Source organism: Jiella sonneratiae, assembly GCF_017353515.1.
In the GTDB taxonomy this organism is placed as follows: domain Bacteria; phylum Pseudomonadota; class Alphaproteobacteria; order Rhizobiales; family Rhizobiaceae; genus Jiella; species Jiella sonneratiae.
This window is the reverse complement of record NZ_JAFMPY010000001.1, coordinates 134,453-150,137: the sequence shown is the minus strand read 5'-3', so window position 1 is coordinate 150,137 and position 15,685 is coordinate 134,453. Positions and strand designations below refer to the sequence as shown.

Annotated in this window: 15 protein-coding genes; 10 read left to right on the top strand and 5 right to left on the bottom strand. The window is 69.1% G+C overall.

The window, feature by feature from the left end:
• Positions 1-2: 2 nt before the first annotated feature.
• The gene (locus J1C47_RS00640) at positions 3-359 is read right to left on the bottom strand and encodes a c-type cytochrome (protein WP_207348782.1); all 357 of its coding nucleotides are present in this window, start codon (positions 357-359) and stop codon (positions 3-5) included.
• A gap of 177 nt (positions 360-536) precedes the next feature.
• Between J1C47_RS00640 and J1C47_RS00635 the strand changes: the two genes are divergently transcribed.
• From J1C47_RS00635 to J1C47_RS00615, 5 genes are all read left to right on the top strand, one after another.
• A complete protein-coding gene (locus tag J1C47_RS00635) occupies positions 537-2,123 on the top strand; it encodes a bifunctional aminoglycoside phosphotransferase/ATP-binding protein (RefSeq protein ID WP_245396280.1) in 1,587 nt (528 codons plus the stop codon).
• 129 nt (positions 2,124-2,252) lie between these two features.
• A complete protein-coding gene (locus tag J1C47_RS00630; protein WP_207348780.1) occupies positions 2,253-2,741 on the top strand; it encodes a BrnT family toxin in 489 nt (162 codons plus the stop codon).
• 139 nt (positions 2,742-2,880) lie between these two features.
• Positions 2,881-3,294 (top strand): ketosteroid isomerase-related protein, encoded by a 414-nt coding sequence (locus J1C47_RS00625; RefSeq protein WP_207348779.1) that lies wholly within the window; start codon positions 2,881-2,883, stop codon positions 3,292-3,294.
• The gene (locus tag J1C47_RS00620; RefSeq protein ID WP_207348778.1) at positions 3,291-3,911 is read left to right on the top strand and encodes a GNAT family N-acetyltransferase; all 621 of its coding nucleotides are present in this window, start codon (positions 3,291-3,293) and stop codon (positions 3,909-3,911) included. The genes J1C47_RS00625 and J1C47_RS00620 overlap by 4 nt, the downstream gene beginning before the upstream one ends.
• Before the next feature lie 179 nt (positions 3,912-4,090).
• The gene (locus J1C47_RS00615) at positions 4,091-4,450 is read left to right on the top strand and encodes a hypothetical protein (RefSeq protein ID WP_207348777.1); all 360 of its coding nucleotides are present in this window, start codon (positions 4,091-4,093) and stop codon (positions 4,448-4,450) included.
• A gap of 61 nt (positions 4,451-4,511) precedes the next feature.
• Here J1C47_RS00615 and J1C47_RS00610 read toward each other — a convergent pair whose 3' ends face one another.
• The gene (locus tag J1C47_RS00610) at positions 4,512-5,585 is read right to left on the bottom strand and encodes a histone deacetylase family protein (RefSeq protein ID WP_207348776.1); all 1,074 of its coding nucleotides are present in this window, start codon (positions 5,583-5,585) and stop codon (positions 4,512-4,514) included.
• 243 nt (positions 5,586-5,828) lie between these two features.
• Here J1C47_RS00610 and J1C47_RS00605 point away from each other — a divergent pair, with 243 nt between their 5' ends.
• The 4 genes from J1C47_RS00605 to J1C47_RS00590 all read left to right on the top strand — a co-directional run bounded on the left by J1C47_RS00605 (position 5,829) and on the right by J1C47_RS00590 (position 10,474).
• Positions 5,829-7,031: a pyridoxal phosphate-dependent aminotransferase gene (locus tag J1C47_RS00605; RefSeq protein ID WP_207348775.1), complete on the top strand. Its 1,203-nt coding sequence runs from the start codon at positions 5,829-5,831 to the stop codon at positions 7,029-7,031.
• A gap of 53 nt (positions 7,032-7,084) precedes the next feature.
• Entirely contained in the window at positions 7,085-7,543 is a 459-nt protein-coding gene (locus J1C47_RS00600; protein ID WP_207348774.1) for a PH domain-containing protein, read from the top strand.
• Between the two features lie 484 nt (positions 7,544-8,027).
• Positions 8,028-9,350 (top strand): hypothetical protein, encoded by a 1,323-nt coding sequence (locus tag J1C47_RS00595; RefSeq protein WP_207348773.1) that lies wholly within the window; start codon positions 8,028-8,030, stop codon positions 9,348-9,350.
• Between the two features lie 152 nt (positions 9,351-9,502).
• Positions 9,503-10,474: a COG3904 family protein gene (locus J1C47_RS00590; protein ID WP_207348772.1), complete on the top strand. Its 972-nt coding sequence runs from the start codon at positions 9,503-9,505 to the stop codon at positions 10,472-10,474.
• A 25-nt stretch (positions 10,475-10,499) separates the two neighbouring features.
• Here the strand turns inward: J1C47_RS00590 and J1C47_RS00585 are convergent, their stop codons facing one another.
• Together J1C47_RS00585 and J1C47_RS00580 are read right to left on the bottom strand one after the other, a co-directional pair.
• On the bottom strand, positions 10,500-10,946 hold the full coding sequence (locus J1C47_RS00585) for an MgtC/SapB family protein (RefSeq protein WP_207348771.1): 447 nt from the start codon (positions 10,944-10,946) through the stop codon (positions 10,500-10,502).
• Between the two features lie 148 nt (positions 10,947-11,094).
• Positions 11,095-12,054, bottom strand: coding sequence for an alpha/beta fold hydrolase (locus J1C47_RS00580; protein ID WP_245396279.1), 960 nt, complete (start codon positions 12,052-12,054; stop codon positions 11,095-11,097).
• A gap of 246 nt (positions 12,055-12,300) precedes the next feature.
• On the opposite strand from J1C47_RS00580, the gene J1C47_RS00575 reads away from it, so the two are divergent.
• Positions 12,301-13,446: a ribonuclease T2 gene (locus J1C47_RS00575; RefSeq protein WP_245396278.1), complete on the top strand. Its 1,146-nt coding sequence runs from the start codon at positions 12,301-12,303 to the stop codon at positions 13,444-13,446.
• Positions 13,447-13,544: 98 nt separating this feature from the next.
• Here the strand turns inward: J1C47_RS00575 and J1C47_RS00570 are convergent, their stop codons facing one another.
• The gene (locus J1C47_RS00570; protein WP_425354526.1) at positions 13,545-15,392 is read right to left on the bottom strand and encodes an extracellular solute-binding protein; all 1,848 of its coding nucleotides are present in this window, start codon (positions 15,390-15,392) and stop codon (positions 13,545-13,547) included.
• Positions 15,393-15,685: the final 293 nt, after the last annotated feature.

Here is a 15,685-nt window from a genome sequence, read left to right as displayed (position 1 = left end):
GCTCACGGTTGCTGAATGCTCTTCAGATAGGCGATGATCGCCGCCGCCTCCGTCGGGTCGAAGGCAAATTCGGGCATCTGCGGATGGCCCGTCGAGATGCCTTCGACGAGGGCTTCCTCCAGCTCGGCGACGGGATAGCGCTGCGACAGCGTCCTGAAGGCGGGCGCCCTGGGGTTCGGACTGTCGCCGGTCCGGGCCACGGCATGGCAGCGGGAACAGTTCGCCTCGACGAGTTGTTGCCCCGCTGCGAGTGCGGACGCCTCCTGCGCCCAGGCCGCCGCGTCTCCGCCCGCGAGCCCCGCTAGCAGCGCCAGGGCCGTTCCCGTCGCCGCGGTCGGTGTCCAATGCCATGCCGCCATCCCGGCTCCCTCCATTCCCGAATGGTCGGAGGAATAGCGGGTCCGGCGGCAAGCGCGTTGATCGGGGTCAAGGACACGGCATTGCGGTTCCGCGAGGAAACGTCGGGCGGGCGAGCGGCGAGGCGGGCTAAGGCTCGGGCCCGGGAAGCGGGCCCGAATGCGGGAAGGAGACGGCTCTTGACCACCGACACCGACCAGAGCGCGGTCGTCGCCTTCCTGAAGGCGGGCGGGCTGCTCGGCGGGGATCCTGCCGGCGTAAAGGAGGTCACGACCCACATCTCGCATCTCCTCCTCGGGCCCTCCGCCGTTTTGAAGCTGAAACGGGCGGTGAAGCGCCCCTATGTCGATTTCTCGACCCCGGAACGGCGGCTGCGGGCGGCCGAGCGCGAGGTCGAGCTGAACCGGCGGACGGCGCCGAAGCTCTATCGCGGGGTGCGGCGGATCACCCGGAGCGGGGCGGGCGGGCTCGGCCTCGACGGCGAAGGCGATCTCGTCGACGTGGTGGTCGAAATGGCCCGTTTCGACGAGGAGACGCTGTTCGACCGCATGGCGGTCGCCGGAAATCTGACAAACGACCTGATGGAGACGCTGGCGCGGCAGATTGCGGAGTTTCACCAGGGCATTGAGGCGCAGCCGAGGGATGATGGCGCCGCGCATATGGCTGGCGTCCTTGACGTCAACGAGGCGGCGATCGCTGGCGGCGACGTCTTCACGGAAGAAGCGGTCGAGAAGTTCAACGCCCGCTTTCGCGAGAAGCACGCCGGACTGGCTGACCTCCTCGACCGGCGAGGCCGCGAGGGGATGATCCGCCGCTGTCATGGTGACCTCCACCTCAAAAACATCTGCCTCTTCGACGGCGAGCCGACGCTCTTCGACTGCCTCGAATTCGACGAGGAACTCGGCACCACCGACGTCCTCTACGATCTTGCCTTCCTGCTCATGGATCTCTGGCACCGCGATCTTCGCGGCCACGCCAACCTCGTCCTCAACCGCTATCTCGATCTGACCGGCGACGAGCAAGGGCTCGCCGCCGTCCCGTTCTTCATGGCCGTCCGCGCGGCGGTGCGCGCCCATGTGGCCGCGACGGCCGCGTCCGAGGCGGCGGAGGGCGCCGACGAAAAGCGGGCGGAAGCTGAGGGCTATTTCCGGCTCGCGGCCGCGCTGCTCGAGCGCCAGCCGCCACTTTTCGTCGCCGTCGGCGGCCTTTCGGGCTCGGGCAAGTCGACCGTCGCGCGGGCGATCGCCCCGGAGATCGGGCCGGCCCCCGGTGCCCGGACGCTCTCCAGCGACCGCTTGCGCAAGGCGCGCTTCGGCGTTCCGGCCGAGACCCGCCTCGGCGCCGAGGCCTATGGGAGCGAGGTCACCCACGCCGTCTACGGCGAGCTTTCGCAGCGTTCCGAGGCCGTCCTTGCCGTCGGCCATGCCGTCGTCGCAGACGCGACCTTCTCCACCGAGGAGGAGCGCGCCGCGATCGAGCGGGCGGCGGAGCGCGTCGGCGTCGGCTTTTCCGGATACTGGCTCGACGTGCCGGAGGACGAACTGCTCCGCCGCGTCGAAGCGCGGCGCAACGACCCGTCCGACGCGACGGCGGACGTCGTCAGGCGGCAGCTCGCGCACGACCGCGGCCGCATCGCCTGGACGCGGATTGCCGGCGCCGGCCCGGTCGGGGACGTCGTCGGGTCGATCCTCGCCGATCTCGAAGAACGGTGCGGCCAGACGTCCGGCGACGCGCAAACGCCGTCGCGGCACGCGGACCGGCTCTGACGCGTCGATCTCGCACGTCGCGCGGGCGTTCGATTGAGACGCTCAGTCATGGACTTCCGTCCCCGCCCGTCCAATAGCCCGGCTGCCGGCGGCCTCTGGGGGCGCAGCAACCGCGGATGGGGGAAACCGATGAAACGAATCGCGACGACGTCAATCCTGGCTTTCGGCCTTCTTTCCGGCTGCACGACGACAGAGGAGGCGAACCAGGCGATCCAGGGCCGCTGGATCGGCCAGCAGAGCGACGCCTTCTTCTCGCAATACGGCCCGCCCAGCAGCTCCTTCCCGCTGAACAGCGGCGGAACGGTCTACACCTGGCGCGGCGGCGAGACTGTCCGTACGGTGTCCGCGCAATATCGCGACATGACCAAGCAGGAACGGGAATACGAAGAGAAGCGCCGCGGCTCGACGATCATCAATATCGGCGGCAACATGGCGATGGACGCGACCCCGCCGGGCAAGGTGCTGCTTTCGCCCTCGCGGACGGAACAGCTCGGCTGCGAGGCGCAGATCACCACCGATGCCGGCGGTATCATCACCAATATCCGGACCAGCCGCGACACCGACGGGGAAGGCTTCAGCTTCTCGCGCTGCGCCGAGGTGTTCGGCGTTTCGAGCTGAGGCGTCGCGAGTGCCAGAGAAGGGCGGTGGCGCGATGCGCCGGTTCGACGGCGCGTTGCCGCGGGAAAATCGATTTCGATTTTCCGGCCGATCCTGTAGGCGGGGCCGAGCCGCAGCAGCCCCGCCGGAAGGACGCACCATGACCCGCAGCGAGACCGAAGCCCTCGTCCGTCGCTATCTCGAAGCCTTCAACGGCGGCGACGTCGACACGATGCTGTCGCTCCTCGACGAGGACGTCGCCCACGACGTCAACGAAGGCGGACGCGAGATCGGCAAGGACGCCTTTCGTCTGTTCATGGCGACGATGCACCGCCACTATGACGAGACGCTCGCCGACATCGTCGTCTTTGCGTCGGATGACGGCACGCGCGCGGCGGCCGAGTTCACGGTGCGCGGGCGCTACCGCGAAACGGCGCCCGGCCTGCCGGAGGCGACGAACCAGGCCTATTCCATCCCGGCCGGGCAGTTCTTCGCGCTGGAGGACGGCCGGATCTGCCGCGTCACCACCTACTACAATCTGAAGGCCTGGATCGCGGCCGTCTCCCGGCCATGACGGGCGAGGCCCCGGCGGGCGGGAAGGGCCTCTCCTTCGAGGTGCTTTCGGGCGCGGCGAACGTCCCCGTCCTCGGCGATCTCGCGCGGCTGCGGATCGCCGTCTTCCGCGCCTATCCCTATCTCTACGACGGCGACGAGGCCTATGAGCGGCGCTACCTCGAGACCTATGCGCGGTCGCCGGGTGCGGTGGTCGTGATCGCCCGCGCCGGGAACGGGACGATCGTCGGCGCCGCGACGGCAGCGCCGCTCGGCGACCATCAGCCGCAGCTCGCCGAGGCGTTCCGGCGCGGGGGCGTCGATCCGGACGAGGTGTTCTATCTCTCCGAATCGGTGTTGCTTCCGGAATATCGCGGCCAGGGCGCCGGGCATCGGTTCTTCGAGGCGCGAGAGGCCGCCGGCCGCGCCCAGGGCCGTTCGGTCGCGGCGTTCTGCGGCGTCGTCAGGCCGCACGACCACCCGGCGAAGCCGCGCGGCTACCAGCCGCTCGACGCGTTCTGGACGAAGCGCGGCTACCGGCGGATCGACGGTCTCGTCTCGCACATGCGCTGGCGCGACATCGGCGAGACGGCCGAGACCGACAAGCCGATGCAGTTCTGGATGCGTCGGCTCGGCTGACGTCTTGTTCCCTCCGGCCGGCCTTGCGGAAGCGCGGTCGCAACCGCGGGCACTGCGACGCGGCTGGCCTGAATGCGACGTGAATGTCGGATTCCGGCTGGGTTCACCCACCTTTCGGCATCTTCTCCCCATCGGCGCACGAAAGACGTCGAGGAGAGCGAAGCCAAAGGAGAAGCCCAATGTTCGGAAAATTCGCCAAAGCCCTGTGCGTCGCAGCCGCCCTCGGTTCGGCCGCAGTCGCCGCGCCCAGCGCCGCCTCCGCCGCCGAATACCGCGCCACCCTCTCGATCGGCAGCGGCGGCATCGAGTTCGTCCGCCATCGCGGCCACGACGCTCGCCGCGATCACGGCCGCCACTGGTCGCGCCGCGGCTGCACGCCGGGTCACGCGCTCAACAAGGCGCGGCGCTTCGGCCTGCGCCATGCCCATGTCCGCCACGTCAGCCATCGCTCGATCACCGTTGCCGGCCGCAAGCACCGGCACCACGCGGTGGTGCGCTTCGCCCGCTTCCATGGCTGCCCGGTGATTTCCTACCGGTGAGCCGTTGCGCCGGGGCCGGTCGGCCGCGGCCGGCCGGCGCCCGGGGCTGACGCCGCCGGCGTCAGCCCCGGGCGCTCATGAAGGCCGAGACGAAGTCGGGCGCCGCCTGCGAAACGGCTGCGAGCGAATAGCCGCCTTCCTGGACGATCACCGTCGGCAGCTTCAGGGCGCCCAGCATCTCCCCGAGCCGGGGATAGACCGCGCCGCTCACCGCAAGCTTCGACAACGGATCGTCACGGTGGGCGTCCCACCCGGCCGAGACGACCAGCGCCTCGGCGCCGAAGCGCCGGGCCGCCGCGACGATGTCGACCACCGCCTCGACGTATCCGGCGTCGCCGGTGCCGAAGGCAAGCGGCCGGTTGAGGTTGCAGCCTTCGCCCTCGCCATGGCCGGTCTCGTCGCCATAGCCGAGGAAATGCGGGTAGTAGGCCGACGGATCGGTGTGGACCGATCCGAAGAAGACGTCGCCGCGGGCATAGAAGATCGTCTGCGTCCCGTCGCCGTGATGGGTGTCGAAGTCGAGGATCGCCACCTTGTCGAAGCGCTCCCGCAAGAGCGCGGCGGCGATCGCCGCATTGTTGAAGAAGCAGAAGCCCGACGCCCGGTCGGCATAGGCGTGGTGGCCGGGAGGCCGGCAGAGGGCGAAGGCCGCGTCCTCGCCGGCCAAGACGGCGCGGGCCGCCGCGACGGCGCTCGCGGCCGATGCGAGGGCGGCGCGCGCGGTGCCTTCGGTCATCGCGCAGGAGAGATCGCCGACATACCAGCCGGCCTGGCCGAGGATGCCGGTCGTCTTCGGCCGGGGCCGCGCGCCGTTTTCGAGCGGCGTGCCGCCATAGGGGACGGCCGTCGCGAAATACGGGTGGACGTTGGGCAGCACCTCCGGCCCGGCATTCGGCAGCGCCTGGAAGCACTCGAAGGCGGTTTCGAGAAACGCCCGGTAATGCGCCGGATGGATTGTCTCGATCGCCGCCGCTTCGGCCGCCGCCGGCTCCTCGATCGCAAGACCCAGCCGGGCGAGGCTCTGCGTCAGGGTCGCGGCCCGGTCCGGATTCTCCAGCGGCCGCACCAGACGGCCGTGGACGCCGTATTGCGTCGGCCGGTGGTCCATCTGGGTTTTCGAGAAGAAGACCTTCATGCGTCTTGCACCCTCTTCGCTGTCGGATGCCGTGTCCTACCCGCTGCGGCCGGCTCGCGACAGGCCTTTCGCCCGGCCCGGCCGCGTCGCCCCGTCCGATGCCCCGCCGCGGCGTTTCTTCCCGCCCGCGACCGCTCGCGCCGGCTTGCGCCTTCTATCGGTCGGGACTAGGGTCCGCCCGCCTGTCAAGGGGCCGACGCCCGCCCCTTTTCGCGTCCAACCTTTATCACTGGAGACCAGACAATGGCGTTTCTTGCCGCCGCCCTCGATCGCGTGAAGCCTTCGGCCACCATCGCCGTTACCCAGAAGGCCCGCGAACTCAAGGCGAAAGGCCGCGACGTCATCGGCCTGGGGGCCGGCGAACCGGATTTCGACACGCCCGACAACATCAAGAACGCCGCGATCGAAGCGATCCGGCGCGGCGAGACGAAGTACACGCCGGTCTCCGGCATCCCGGAGCTGCGCCAGGCGATCGCCGCGAAGTTCAAGCGCGAGAACGGCCTCGACTACAAGCCGGAGCAGACCATCGTCGGCACCGGCGGCAAGCAGATCCTGTTCAACGCCTTCATGGCGACGCTCAACCCGGGCGACGAGGTCATCGTGCCGGCGCCCTACTGGGTGTCCTATCCGGAGATGGTCTCGATCTGCGGCGGCAAGACGGTTGTCGTCGAGACGCGGCTCGCCGACAATTTCAAGCTGACGCCGGAAGCCCTGGAAAAGGCGATCACGCCGAAGACCAAGTGGTTCCTGTTCAACTCGCCGTCCAACCCGTCGGGCGCCGCCTATACCGAGGCGGAGCTTCGGGCGCTCGCCGACGTCCTGATGCGCCACGAGCACGTCTGGGTGCTCACCGACGACATGTACGAGCACCTCGTCTACGGCGACTTCGTCTTCACGACGCCGGCCCAGGTCGAGCCGGGGCTCTACGAGCGGACGCTGACCATGAACGGCGTCTCGAAGGCCTATGCGATGACCGGCTGGCGGATCGGCTACGGCGCGGCGCCGGTGCATCTGATCAAGGCGATGGACATGATCCAGGGCCAGCAGACTTCGGGCACCTGCTCGATCGCCCAGTGGGCGGCGGTGGAGGCGCTGAACGGGCCGCAGGACTTCATTCCGAAGAGCCGCGAGATCTTCCAGGGCCGGCGCGACCTCGTCGTCGGCATGCTGAACCAGGCCCGCGGCATCGAATGCCCGTCGCCGGAGGGCGCCTTCTACGTCTATCCCTCGTGCAAGGGACTGATCGGCAGGAAGGCTCCGTCGGGCAAGGTGATCGAGAACGACGAGGATTTCGTCTCCGAGCTGCTCGAGACCGAGGGCGTCGCGGTCGTCCAGGGCTCGGCCTTCGGGCTCGGCCCGAACTTCCGCATTTCCTACGCGACTTCCGAGTCGCTGCTGGAGGAGGCCTGCGCCCGCATCCAGCGCTTCTGCGGCAGCCTCGACTGAGAATGCGAACACCTGTCGGACAGAACGACAGGTTTACGATCCGCAGGGGAGCCTTGCTGCTCCTCTGCGTCGGCTGCCTGACGGTTTCCGCCTTTCTGTGGAGCGTTCTCTATCTACGACTGACCGGCGTGTTCTCACCCATGGTGTCGGGTCGTTTGGTGGACGCGATCCTCATTGGCAGTGTCGCCGCCGTCGTCACCGTCTTGCCGCTGCTCCGGCTCCGCACGTTCGTGGCGGGTACCAGTGCCGTTCTGTCAAAAGACGGACTGCGTGCGCCCATGGTGTTTGGCGACCGGTTCATCCCTTGGGGCGACGTGGTGGCTGTGGAAGCCGAGCCAGACCGTCGTCTGGTGCGGCTGCTGCGACGAGAGCCCAGCCAAACAGATCGGCTTTTCCGGAACAATTGGTGCCTTGCGATATCGCTGCAATTCACCGATTTGTCCGTTGACGAGGCACTTCATCGCATGACCGCGACCTATCCAGGGTTGGCAGCGCGGATTCGGAGAGCCTGACCGGCCTCGCCCAAAAGAAAAAGCCGGGTTCCGAAGAACCCGGCGAAGCGTGGTCTCGAAAGACCGTATGGGAGGAAACAGCCGGACCGATCGACAGGGAGGAGAAGCCGATGCGTCCGACCGGTTTGAAACTAGTCCGTCAACATTGCTGAACAAAGAGCGAAGCGGCATGCCAGCCATGCATGGAGATCATAGCTTATTTCGATTGACGGCTCCGCAAATGCAGGAAATTGCACGGCATTTGCCGAACGCACGATAGAATGCTTCTATAATGGCCGAAAGTCCCATGCGCCGGGCGCAGGGCGGCCGCCGCGCCGGCACCTCAGGCCCGGCGGTTAACCATGGCGGGCCGTCACGCAACCGGCATCGGGGAAATCCGCCGCCCGCGTCTTACGCAGGTCGACGGAAAGTCTTAATCTCCCGTTAACATCCTGGTGCGTCGACGATCTGTCCGGCGTCGTTCCGTGAGGGGGAGCCCGCGTAAATGGGTGCATCGCAGTCCTACACCTTGCGGGGCCAGGTCTCGCGCCTCGACGCGACGACGCGGATCACGCTTTCCGTCCTCGCCCTCGCCAGCGGCGTCTACACTTATCTCGGCGTGCGCGAGCTTCTCGACGGTGACGAGACGACGGTGTTCCTCGGCGCCGTCGTCTATTCCTCCGCCGTCTCCGTCGCGATCTACGCCTTCTGGTCCTATCTCATGCGCTTCATGCCGCATGTGCGCAGCGGCCGCGGCATGCTCTATCTCGCCATGCTGCTCGGCTCGGCGATGATCATCGCCATGTCCTCCTGGCTCAACGCCTCGGCGCTCGCCGGCGCCGCGGCGCTGGAGCAGCACCTGTCGGTCACCACCGAGGCCTACCAGCAGAAGCTCAACGAGGCGCACGAGAACGCGCTCGCCGCCCAGAGCCTGTTGCCGGACATCCAGCTCGCCTCGCAGCGCTTCTCCGAACTCTCCGACCAGGAGGCGCGGTCCGGCATCCTCACCGGCACCTCGGGGTCGGGAACGGTGGTCCAGCTGCTGCGCCAGATGTCGAACCAGCTTTCCGGCCTGCAGGCCGAGATCGAGGGCTCGCGCGCCCAGGTGAAGACGCTGTTCGAGGAGGGCGGCCAGCATCTCGCGACGATGCGCAAGCTGGTGTCCTCGCGCGGCCCGATCGCGGAGCGGTCCAATGCCTATGGCGAAGAGGCGGTGGCGCTGTCGGGGCTGATCACCTCGCTGGAACAGACCTCGGTCGCCCCGGCGGTCCGCCGCGCCGCCGAGGATCTCGGCCGCAGCTTCATCGCCCCGATCGCCGACGGCACCGATGCGGAGCTGCGCGACCGGCAGAGCCGCGTCGTCGGCACCATCGAGGCGGCGGTGAAGACCCAGAGCCAGGCGCTGGCGACGGCCGCCGACGAGATCCTCGCCCGTCCCAAGGTCGAGGCGCTGCGCTTCACGCCGCTCTCGGCGCCGGAAGCGGTCATCCGCTACGCCCGCGACTTCCTGCCTTCCTGGGCGGGGGCGATCTCGATCGACCTTCTGCCCGCCGTGCTGATCTTCGTCCTGTGCATCGTGCAGGACGTGATCCGGCGCGAGGAGGGCGACGAGTTCGAGGTCGGCGAGATGAGCGCGGCCGAGATGATGCGCGCGCTGCGCATCCAGAAGCGCCTGCGCGCCGCCGAGCATGACGGCGGGCGGGAAGACGGGGCACCCTATTACGGCGAGATCGTCGGGCCGCCGGCCGAGGACGACGAAGAGGACGACATCGTCCAGCGCAATCGGCCCGGCACGGCGACGCCGTTCCCGAAATCCGCGGCGCGGTGAGCCCTGCCGATGCTCCGGCATGCTCCCGGACGATGCGGCCCGTCGCCGTTCCGGGCCTTCGCTGAAGCGGCCTTCCCGCCGCGCGCAGCGCCGCCGCATCCTGCGTTCGGGGCTGCGGCGGCGAGGCCGCTCTCCGGATGGAGGACCGCCTGATGATCGGCGAGGAGGCCCCGCCCGGCCGGATCGAGCGGCTGTTCGTGGCGTTGCCGGAAGGCTCGCTCCTGCGCCTCGTCTTCCTGGCCCTGGTCGGGGTCGCCGTCGCGCTCGTGGCGCTCGATTTCGAAACGATGCTCGATGCCTCGGCCGAGCGCGCGCGCCTCAGCCGCACCGAGCCCCTGCCGCTGCGGCCGCCGAAGCCCGGCGACCAGATCCGCCCCTATCTGCCGAAGACGATGCCCGTCGGCCCGGATCGCGGCGTGCCGACGCTGCCGGGCTATGACGGGCCGGTGGAGGGCGAGGCGCTGGCCGCACCGATGCGCTTTTTCGTCGGGCCGGGGGGCGAGGCGAGCGCCATCGGCCGCATCGAGCCGGGCACCGCAGAGGCCCTCCGGGAGTTTCTGGCGGAGCCGCAGGCCCGCGAGGTGACCACCCTCTACCTCCATTCGCCCGGCGGTTCGGTGGCCGATGCGATCGCCATGGCGCGGGACCTGCGCAGCCAGAAGATCTCCACCCGCGTGCCGGACGACGGCTACTGCGCCTCGGCCTGTCCGCTGGTTCTCGCCGGCGGCCTGACGCGGCGCGCCGGCGCCGGCTCCTGGGTCGGCGTGCATCAGGTCTACGCGGTTTCGGGCGACGAGCCGGGGCTTCTCAGCACCGTCGACCGCTCGATCGCCGAGATCCAGGCGACCACGGCAGCGTGCCAGACGCTTCTCGCCGAGATGGGCGTCGATCCGGCGCTCTGGATCAAGGCGATGGAAACGCCGTCGGCGAGCCTCTACGTCCTGACGCCCGAGGAATTGCGGCACTATCGGCTGGTTCGGCCGCTCCCCGACGGCGCCGGCTTCATCGGTCCGCCGGCGCCGTCCTATCCCGACATCCCGGCGGTCGAAACGGCCGGGACCGACAAAAAGGAGCCGCCTGCCGACGACGCGCCGGGAGATGCGGCGCCCGACCCGCCTGCCTGATCGTCCGGCGCCCGCCGCCGGACCGTCAGCGTTCGAACAGCCGGACGATGGCGAGCACCAGCAGCGTGACGATCACCGCGAGGATGGCGAGGATGTATTCGCCGAGGCCGCAGGCGAGCCCGATCGCCCCCGCGAGCCACAGCGAGGCGCCCGTCGTCAGCCCGTGCACCTTACCGCGCGACTGGATGATCGCGCCGGCGGCGAGGAAGGCGACGCCGCTGGTCACCGCCTCGACGACGCGAAGCGGGTCCGACCGGATCCTGTCGGCATCGACGCTGCCGATCAGGATTGTCATGAGCAGCGTGAAGAGACAGGCGCCGACGCCGACCAGCATATGCGTGCGCAGCCCCGCCGAGTGATGGCGCCATTCGCGCTCGAAGCCGATGGCGCCCGAACAGAGTAGCGCCGCGAGCAGCCGCACGAGCTGCACGGCCGCGGTCTGCAGATCGGGGCTTGCGAAGATCTCGCTCATGACGAAAAGACGCGTTGCGGCGCCGGATGGTTGCCTGGAGCATGATCCCGAAAAGTGGGAACCGGCTTTCGGAAGAGATCAAGCCGAAAAAGGAAGATGGAGCGGGAGGATGAGCGAAGCTCACTTCATCCCGCTGGCGGCGCCGGCCTCAGGCTTCGGCCGGTCGCGCGGCGAGCGCCAGGGTGCGGTCGAGAAAAGCGAAGAGGCTTTCCATGGCGGGCCGGCGATAGACTTCCGTCTCGAGCAGCGTCTCGTGGCGGGCCCCCTCGACGACGAGGCTCTCGACCCGGTCGCAGTCGAGCGCGTGCAGCGCTTCGGCGAGTTCGCCGATCGCCCGGCCGCCCCGCGTCGCCGGATCTTCCGAACCGCCGAGAAGGTGGATGGGCAGGCCGTGGGGAATCAGCGACAGCCCCGCCTTCGAGCCGCCTTCGAAGACCAGCCGCGCGATGTCCTCCATCATCGAGACGGTCGGAACGAAGCCGCAGAGCGGATCGCCCACATAGGCGTCGACCACCGCCTCGTCATGGCTGAGCCAGTCGAAGCCGGTGCGGCGCGGCGAAATCGACTTTCCCCAGGCGTCGAACATCGCGCGGCGCGACAGGTCGCTGCCGACATCCGATCCCTTCAGCGCCTTTTCGGCCTTGAGCGCGAGACGTCCGAGACGCCGCTCGAGCCCGTGCGAGACATCGGCGTTCCAGACGCAGAGACCAGCGAGATCGCGGCCGTAGCGTTCGCCGTAGTTCAGCGCGATCGTGCCGCCGAGGGAATGGCCGAAGACGACGACCGGCAGGCGGCCGAACCGCTCCAGCGCGAAGAGATGCACGGCGTGGCAGTCCCGCAGGACCTTCTCGGCCCCGCCGGACGTCGCGAACCGCCGCAGCGGCGCGTCCGGCGCCACCGTCGAGCCGTGGCCGCGATGGTCGTGGGCAAGGACGTGGAATCCGCGCGCCGCCAACTCGCTTGCGAAGCGGCCGTAACGGCCGGCATGCTCCGCAAGGCCGTGAAAGACGAGGACGATGCCGCGGGCCGCGCCCTCGGCCTCCTTGACCCGGAGATGCAGCGTCGCGCCCGACCGGCTGTCGATCGACTTTTCGTAATCGAACTGCAATGCTTTCCCGTCTCCCGGCGACATGTCCTGCAGGCGACATAGTGCGGCGGCGCGGCTTCTGAATGCGGCCGGCGGCGGCCGCGTCGATATGCGGTTTACGCCGGAGTTGTTGGCGTCTAGCTTGCAACGTCAGGATAGATGGGGACCACACGGCTCGAATCCTGGCGTGGCGGGCGGCGACGGGCGCCGTCACGCCGGCGCGGGGGCAAGAGGCGGTTGCGGCCGGAAGGCGGGAGGGTGGGTGACATGCGCTTGGTTGGTGCGGCGGCCGTGCTGGCGGTGATCGGGTGTGCGCCGTGTGCCGACGCGCAGGAGCCGCTCGACGGCTACGTCATCGCCCGTAAGGCCTGCGACGCCACCGTCTCGATCCGCGACGCCGCCGGCGGAAAGCCCGGTGCGACGCTCGAGGTCGACCACGCCTACCGTCTGATCGGCGAGAACGAGGTCAACGGGTCGCACTACTACGTGGTGCTGCCCGAGGCGGACCCCGCCCGCCGCTGGATCGAGAAGCGCTGCGGCGACTGGGTGCGGGTCGTCGCGCGGGGCGAGGCCTTCGAGCGTCCCGGCGGCGGGATCGCCGATGCGGGCGGGACCGACGGCGAAATGCCCGGCGACGGTCCAGACGGCAAAAGCGCCGGCAAGGCCCCGCTGATTGCCGATGCTGGTGCCAAGTCCGGCGGAACGACGGCAGGCGGCGGCCAGACGCGAGGCGGTGCGCCGGCGCCTGGCGGCGGAAGGCCGCGCGAATTCGTTCTCGCGATAAGCTGGCAGCCGGCCTTCTGCGAAACCCATGCGAACAAGGCCGAATGCCGGTCGCAGACCGCGACGCGCTTCGATGCCGACCACTTCACCCTGCATGGTCTCTGGCCGCAACCGCGGGGGCGCGAATATTGCGGCGTCTCCGCGCGCCAGCGCAGCGACGATCGGGCGGGGCGCTGGGAGGCGCTGCCGGAGGTCGCCGTCGATGCCGAGACGAGGGCGGCGCTCGCCGAGGTGATGCCCGGCACCCGGTCGGCGCTGGAACGCCACGAATGGCTCCGGCACGGCACCTGCTCCGGCACGTCGCAGGACGCGTATTTCGACGACGCGCTGGCGCTGGTCGGTGCGATCAACGCCTCGAAGGTGCGCGACCTCTTCGGAGCGAAGATCGGCGGCTCCCTGACCCAGGCCGAGATCCGCGCAGCCTTCGACGAGAGCTTCGGCGCCGGCGCCGGCAAGCGGGTGCGCATCGCCTGCTCGCGGGACGGCGACCGCCGGCTGATCGGCGAGCTGACGATCGGTCTCGTCGGCGAGATCCGGCCCGACCCCGACCTTGCGGCGCTCATCTCCGCCGCCCGGCCGACCGACGGCGGCTGCAACGACGGCGTTGTCGATGCAGTGGGCCTCCAGTAGGCCGCCGCGCCGACCGTCGGATCCGATCGTCCGGCAGCACGCCGCCGATCATGCCTGAGCTTCTGCGCGCCCGCAGGCGCCCCGCCGGGCGCCGCCCGTCACTGCGCCGGCGGCTGCTTCGCCGCCGCGTCGTCGCGCCAGAAGTTCGGAAGCTGGTAGCCGTAGAGCGGCGTCGTCTTCGGATGCCTGATGAACCACCAGCGGGCGAGCCTCTGCTCCGGCAGGTGGAACAGCGGCAGGACGTAGTGGCCGGAGATGAGGATCCGGTCGTAGGCCCTGACGGCGGCGACGAAATCCTCGCGTGAACGGGCGGTGACGATCTTCTGGATCAGCGCGTCGATCGCCGGATCGTGGGCGCCGGCATAGTTGAACGAGCCGTTGACGGTGCTCGCCTCCGAGCTCCAGCGATAGGCCTGCTCGGCGCCGGGCGACAGCGAGGCCGAATAGGCGGCGACGATCATGTCGAAGTCGAAGGCGTTCTTGCGGGCCTGATACTGCGAATCGTCGACGAGGCGGACGCTCGCGGCAATGCCGAGGCGGGCGAGCGTGCGGGTGTAGGCTTCCGCCATCTTCTCCTGTTCGGGGGACTGGACGAGGATTTCGAAGGAAAGCGGCGTGCCGTCCGGGCCGACAAGCCGGCGGCCGGCGAAGCTGTAGCCGGCGCCCTGGAGTTCCTTCAGCGCCTCGCGCAGCACCGCCCGGTCGGAGCCCGATCCGTCGCTGACCGTCGGCCTGTAGGTGCCGTCCATCACCGCGGGGTCGACGTCGCCCGGATAGGGCGCGAGCAGCGCCTTCTCCTTCTCGCTCGCCGGCCGCCCGAGCGCCGAGAGCTCGGAGTTCTGGAAAAACGACCCGGTGCGCTGGTAGGCGCCGTAATAGAGGTTCTTGTTCGCCCATTCGAAGTCGAAAAGCATCGACAGCGCCTTGCGAACCTGCCGGTCGGCGAAGACCGGGCGGCGGGTGTTGAAGACGAAGCCCAGCATGTTGGCCGGTGCGCCGGTCTCGAAGGTCTCCTTCACCACCCGGCCGTCGTTGACCGCCGGAAAGTCGTAGGCGGTGCGCCAGTGGCTCGGATCGCCCTCCAGATAGACGTGGCAATTGCCCTTCTTGAAGGCCTCGAACTGGGCGTTGGAATCGCGGTAGTAGTCGATCACCACCTTGTCGTAGTTGAAGGTACCGGCGCGGATCGGCAGGTCCTTGGCCCAGTAGTCCGGGTTCTTGCGGTAGGTGATCTCCTGGCCGGGCTTGACGTCGTCGATCACGTAGGGCCCGGAGCCGATGACCGGCTTCAGCGTCGTGCGCTCGAAGGTCTTCTCGTCGAAGGCGTGCTCGGGCAGCACCGGCAGTCCGGAGATCAGGAGCGGCGTCTCGCGGTCGGCCGTCTCGTCGAAGGTGAAGCGGATGCCGTCGTCGCCGACCTTCTCGATCTTCACCGCCGGCCGCAGCCAGTTGGCATACATCGGCCGGCCGTATTCCCTGAGCATGCGCACGGTGAAGAGCACGTCTTCCGGCGTCACCTTCGTGCCGTCGGAGAACTTCGCCCGCGGGTCGAGGTGGAATTCGACGAAGGAGCGCTTGTCGTCGGTCTCGACGGTCTTGGCGAGCAGCCCGTACATGGTGAACGGCTCGTCCGGAGAGCGCTGCATCAGCGGCTCGAAGACGAGATTGCCGAACTCCTTGTCGAGCCAGATGCCGCGGGCGGTGGTCAGCGCGCCGCGGACGATGACCGGGTTGAGGTTGTCGAAATTGCCGAAGACGCAGTAGCGCACCGTGCCGCCCTGCGGCGCCTCGGCATTGACGTAGGGCGGCACCTTGAAGTCCGGCGGCAGCGCCGGCTCGCCCTGCATGGCGATCGCATGTGCCGGCTCGGCCCGGGCTGCGGTGGCGGCGCAGAGCGGGACGAAGCCGAGGATTGCGGCGCAGACGGCGGCGAAGGAGTGGCGCATGCGTGGGTTCCCGGGTTGCCAGCTTCGATTGACTGCCGGCGCTTGTTTCGCCGCAGATCGGCGGGAATGAGGCACAGGCCGGGTCAGGCGGCCCGTCTGCGGACGGCCATCGGCGACGTCGCCCGCCCGCGGCGCGCGGCCACACCCCTCCCGTTCTGCGGAGTCTAGCCGCGGCGGCGCGATTTGCCCACCGGCAATCGGCCTCCGGGAATCGGCCAACGATAGCCGGGTAGACGTGTCGCTGCCCCTGCCGACGCGAAAGAGCCCCGGATCGGGCGATCCGGGGCTCTTCG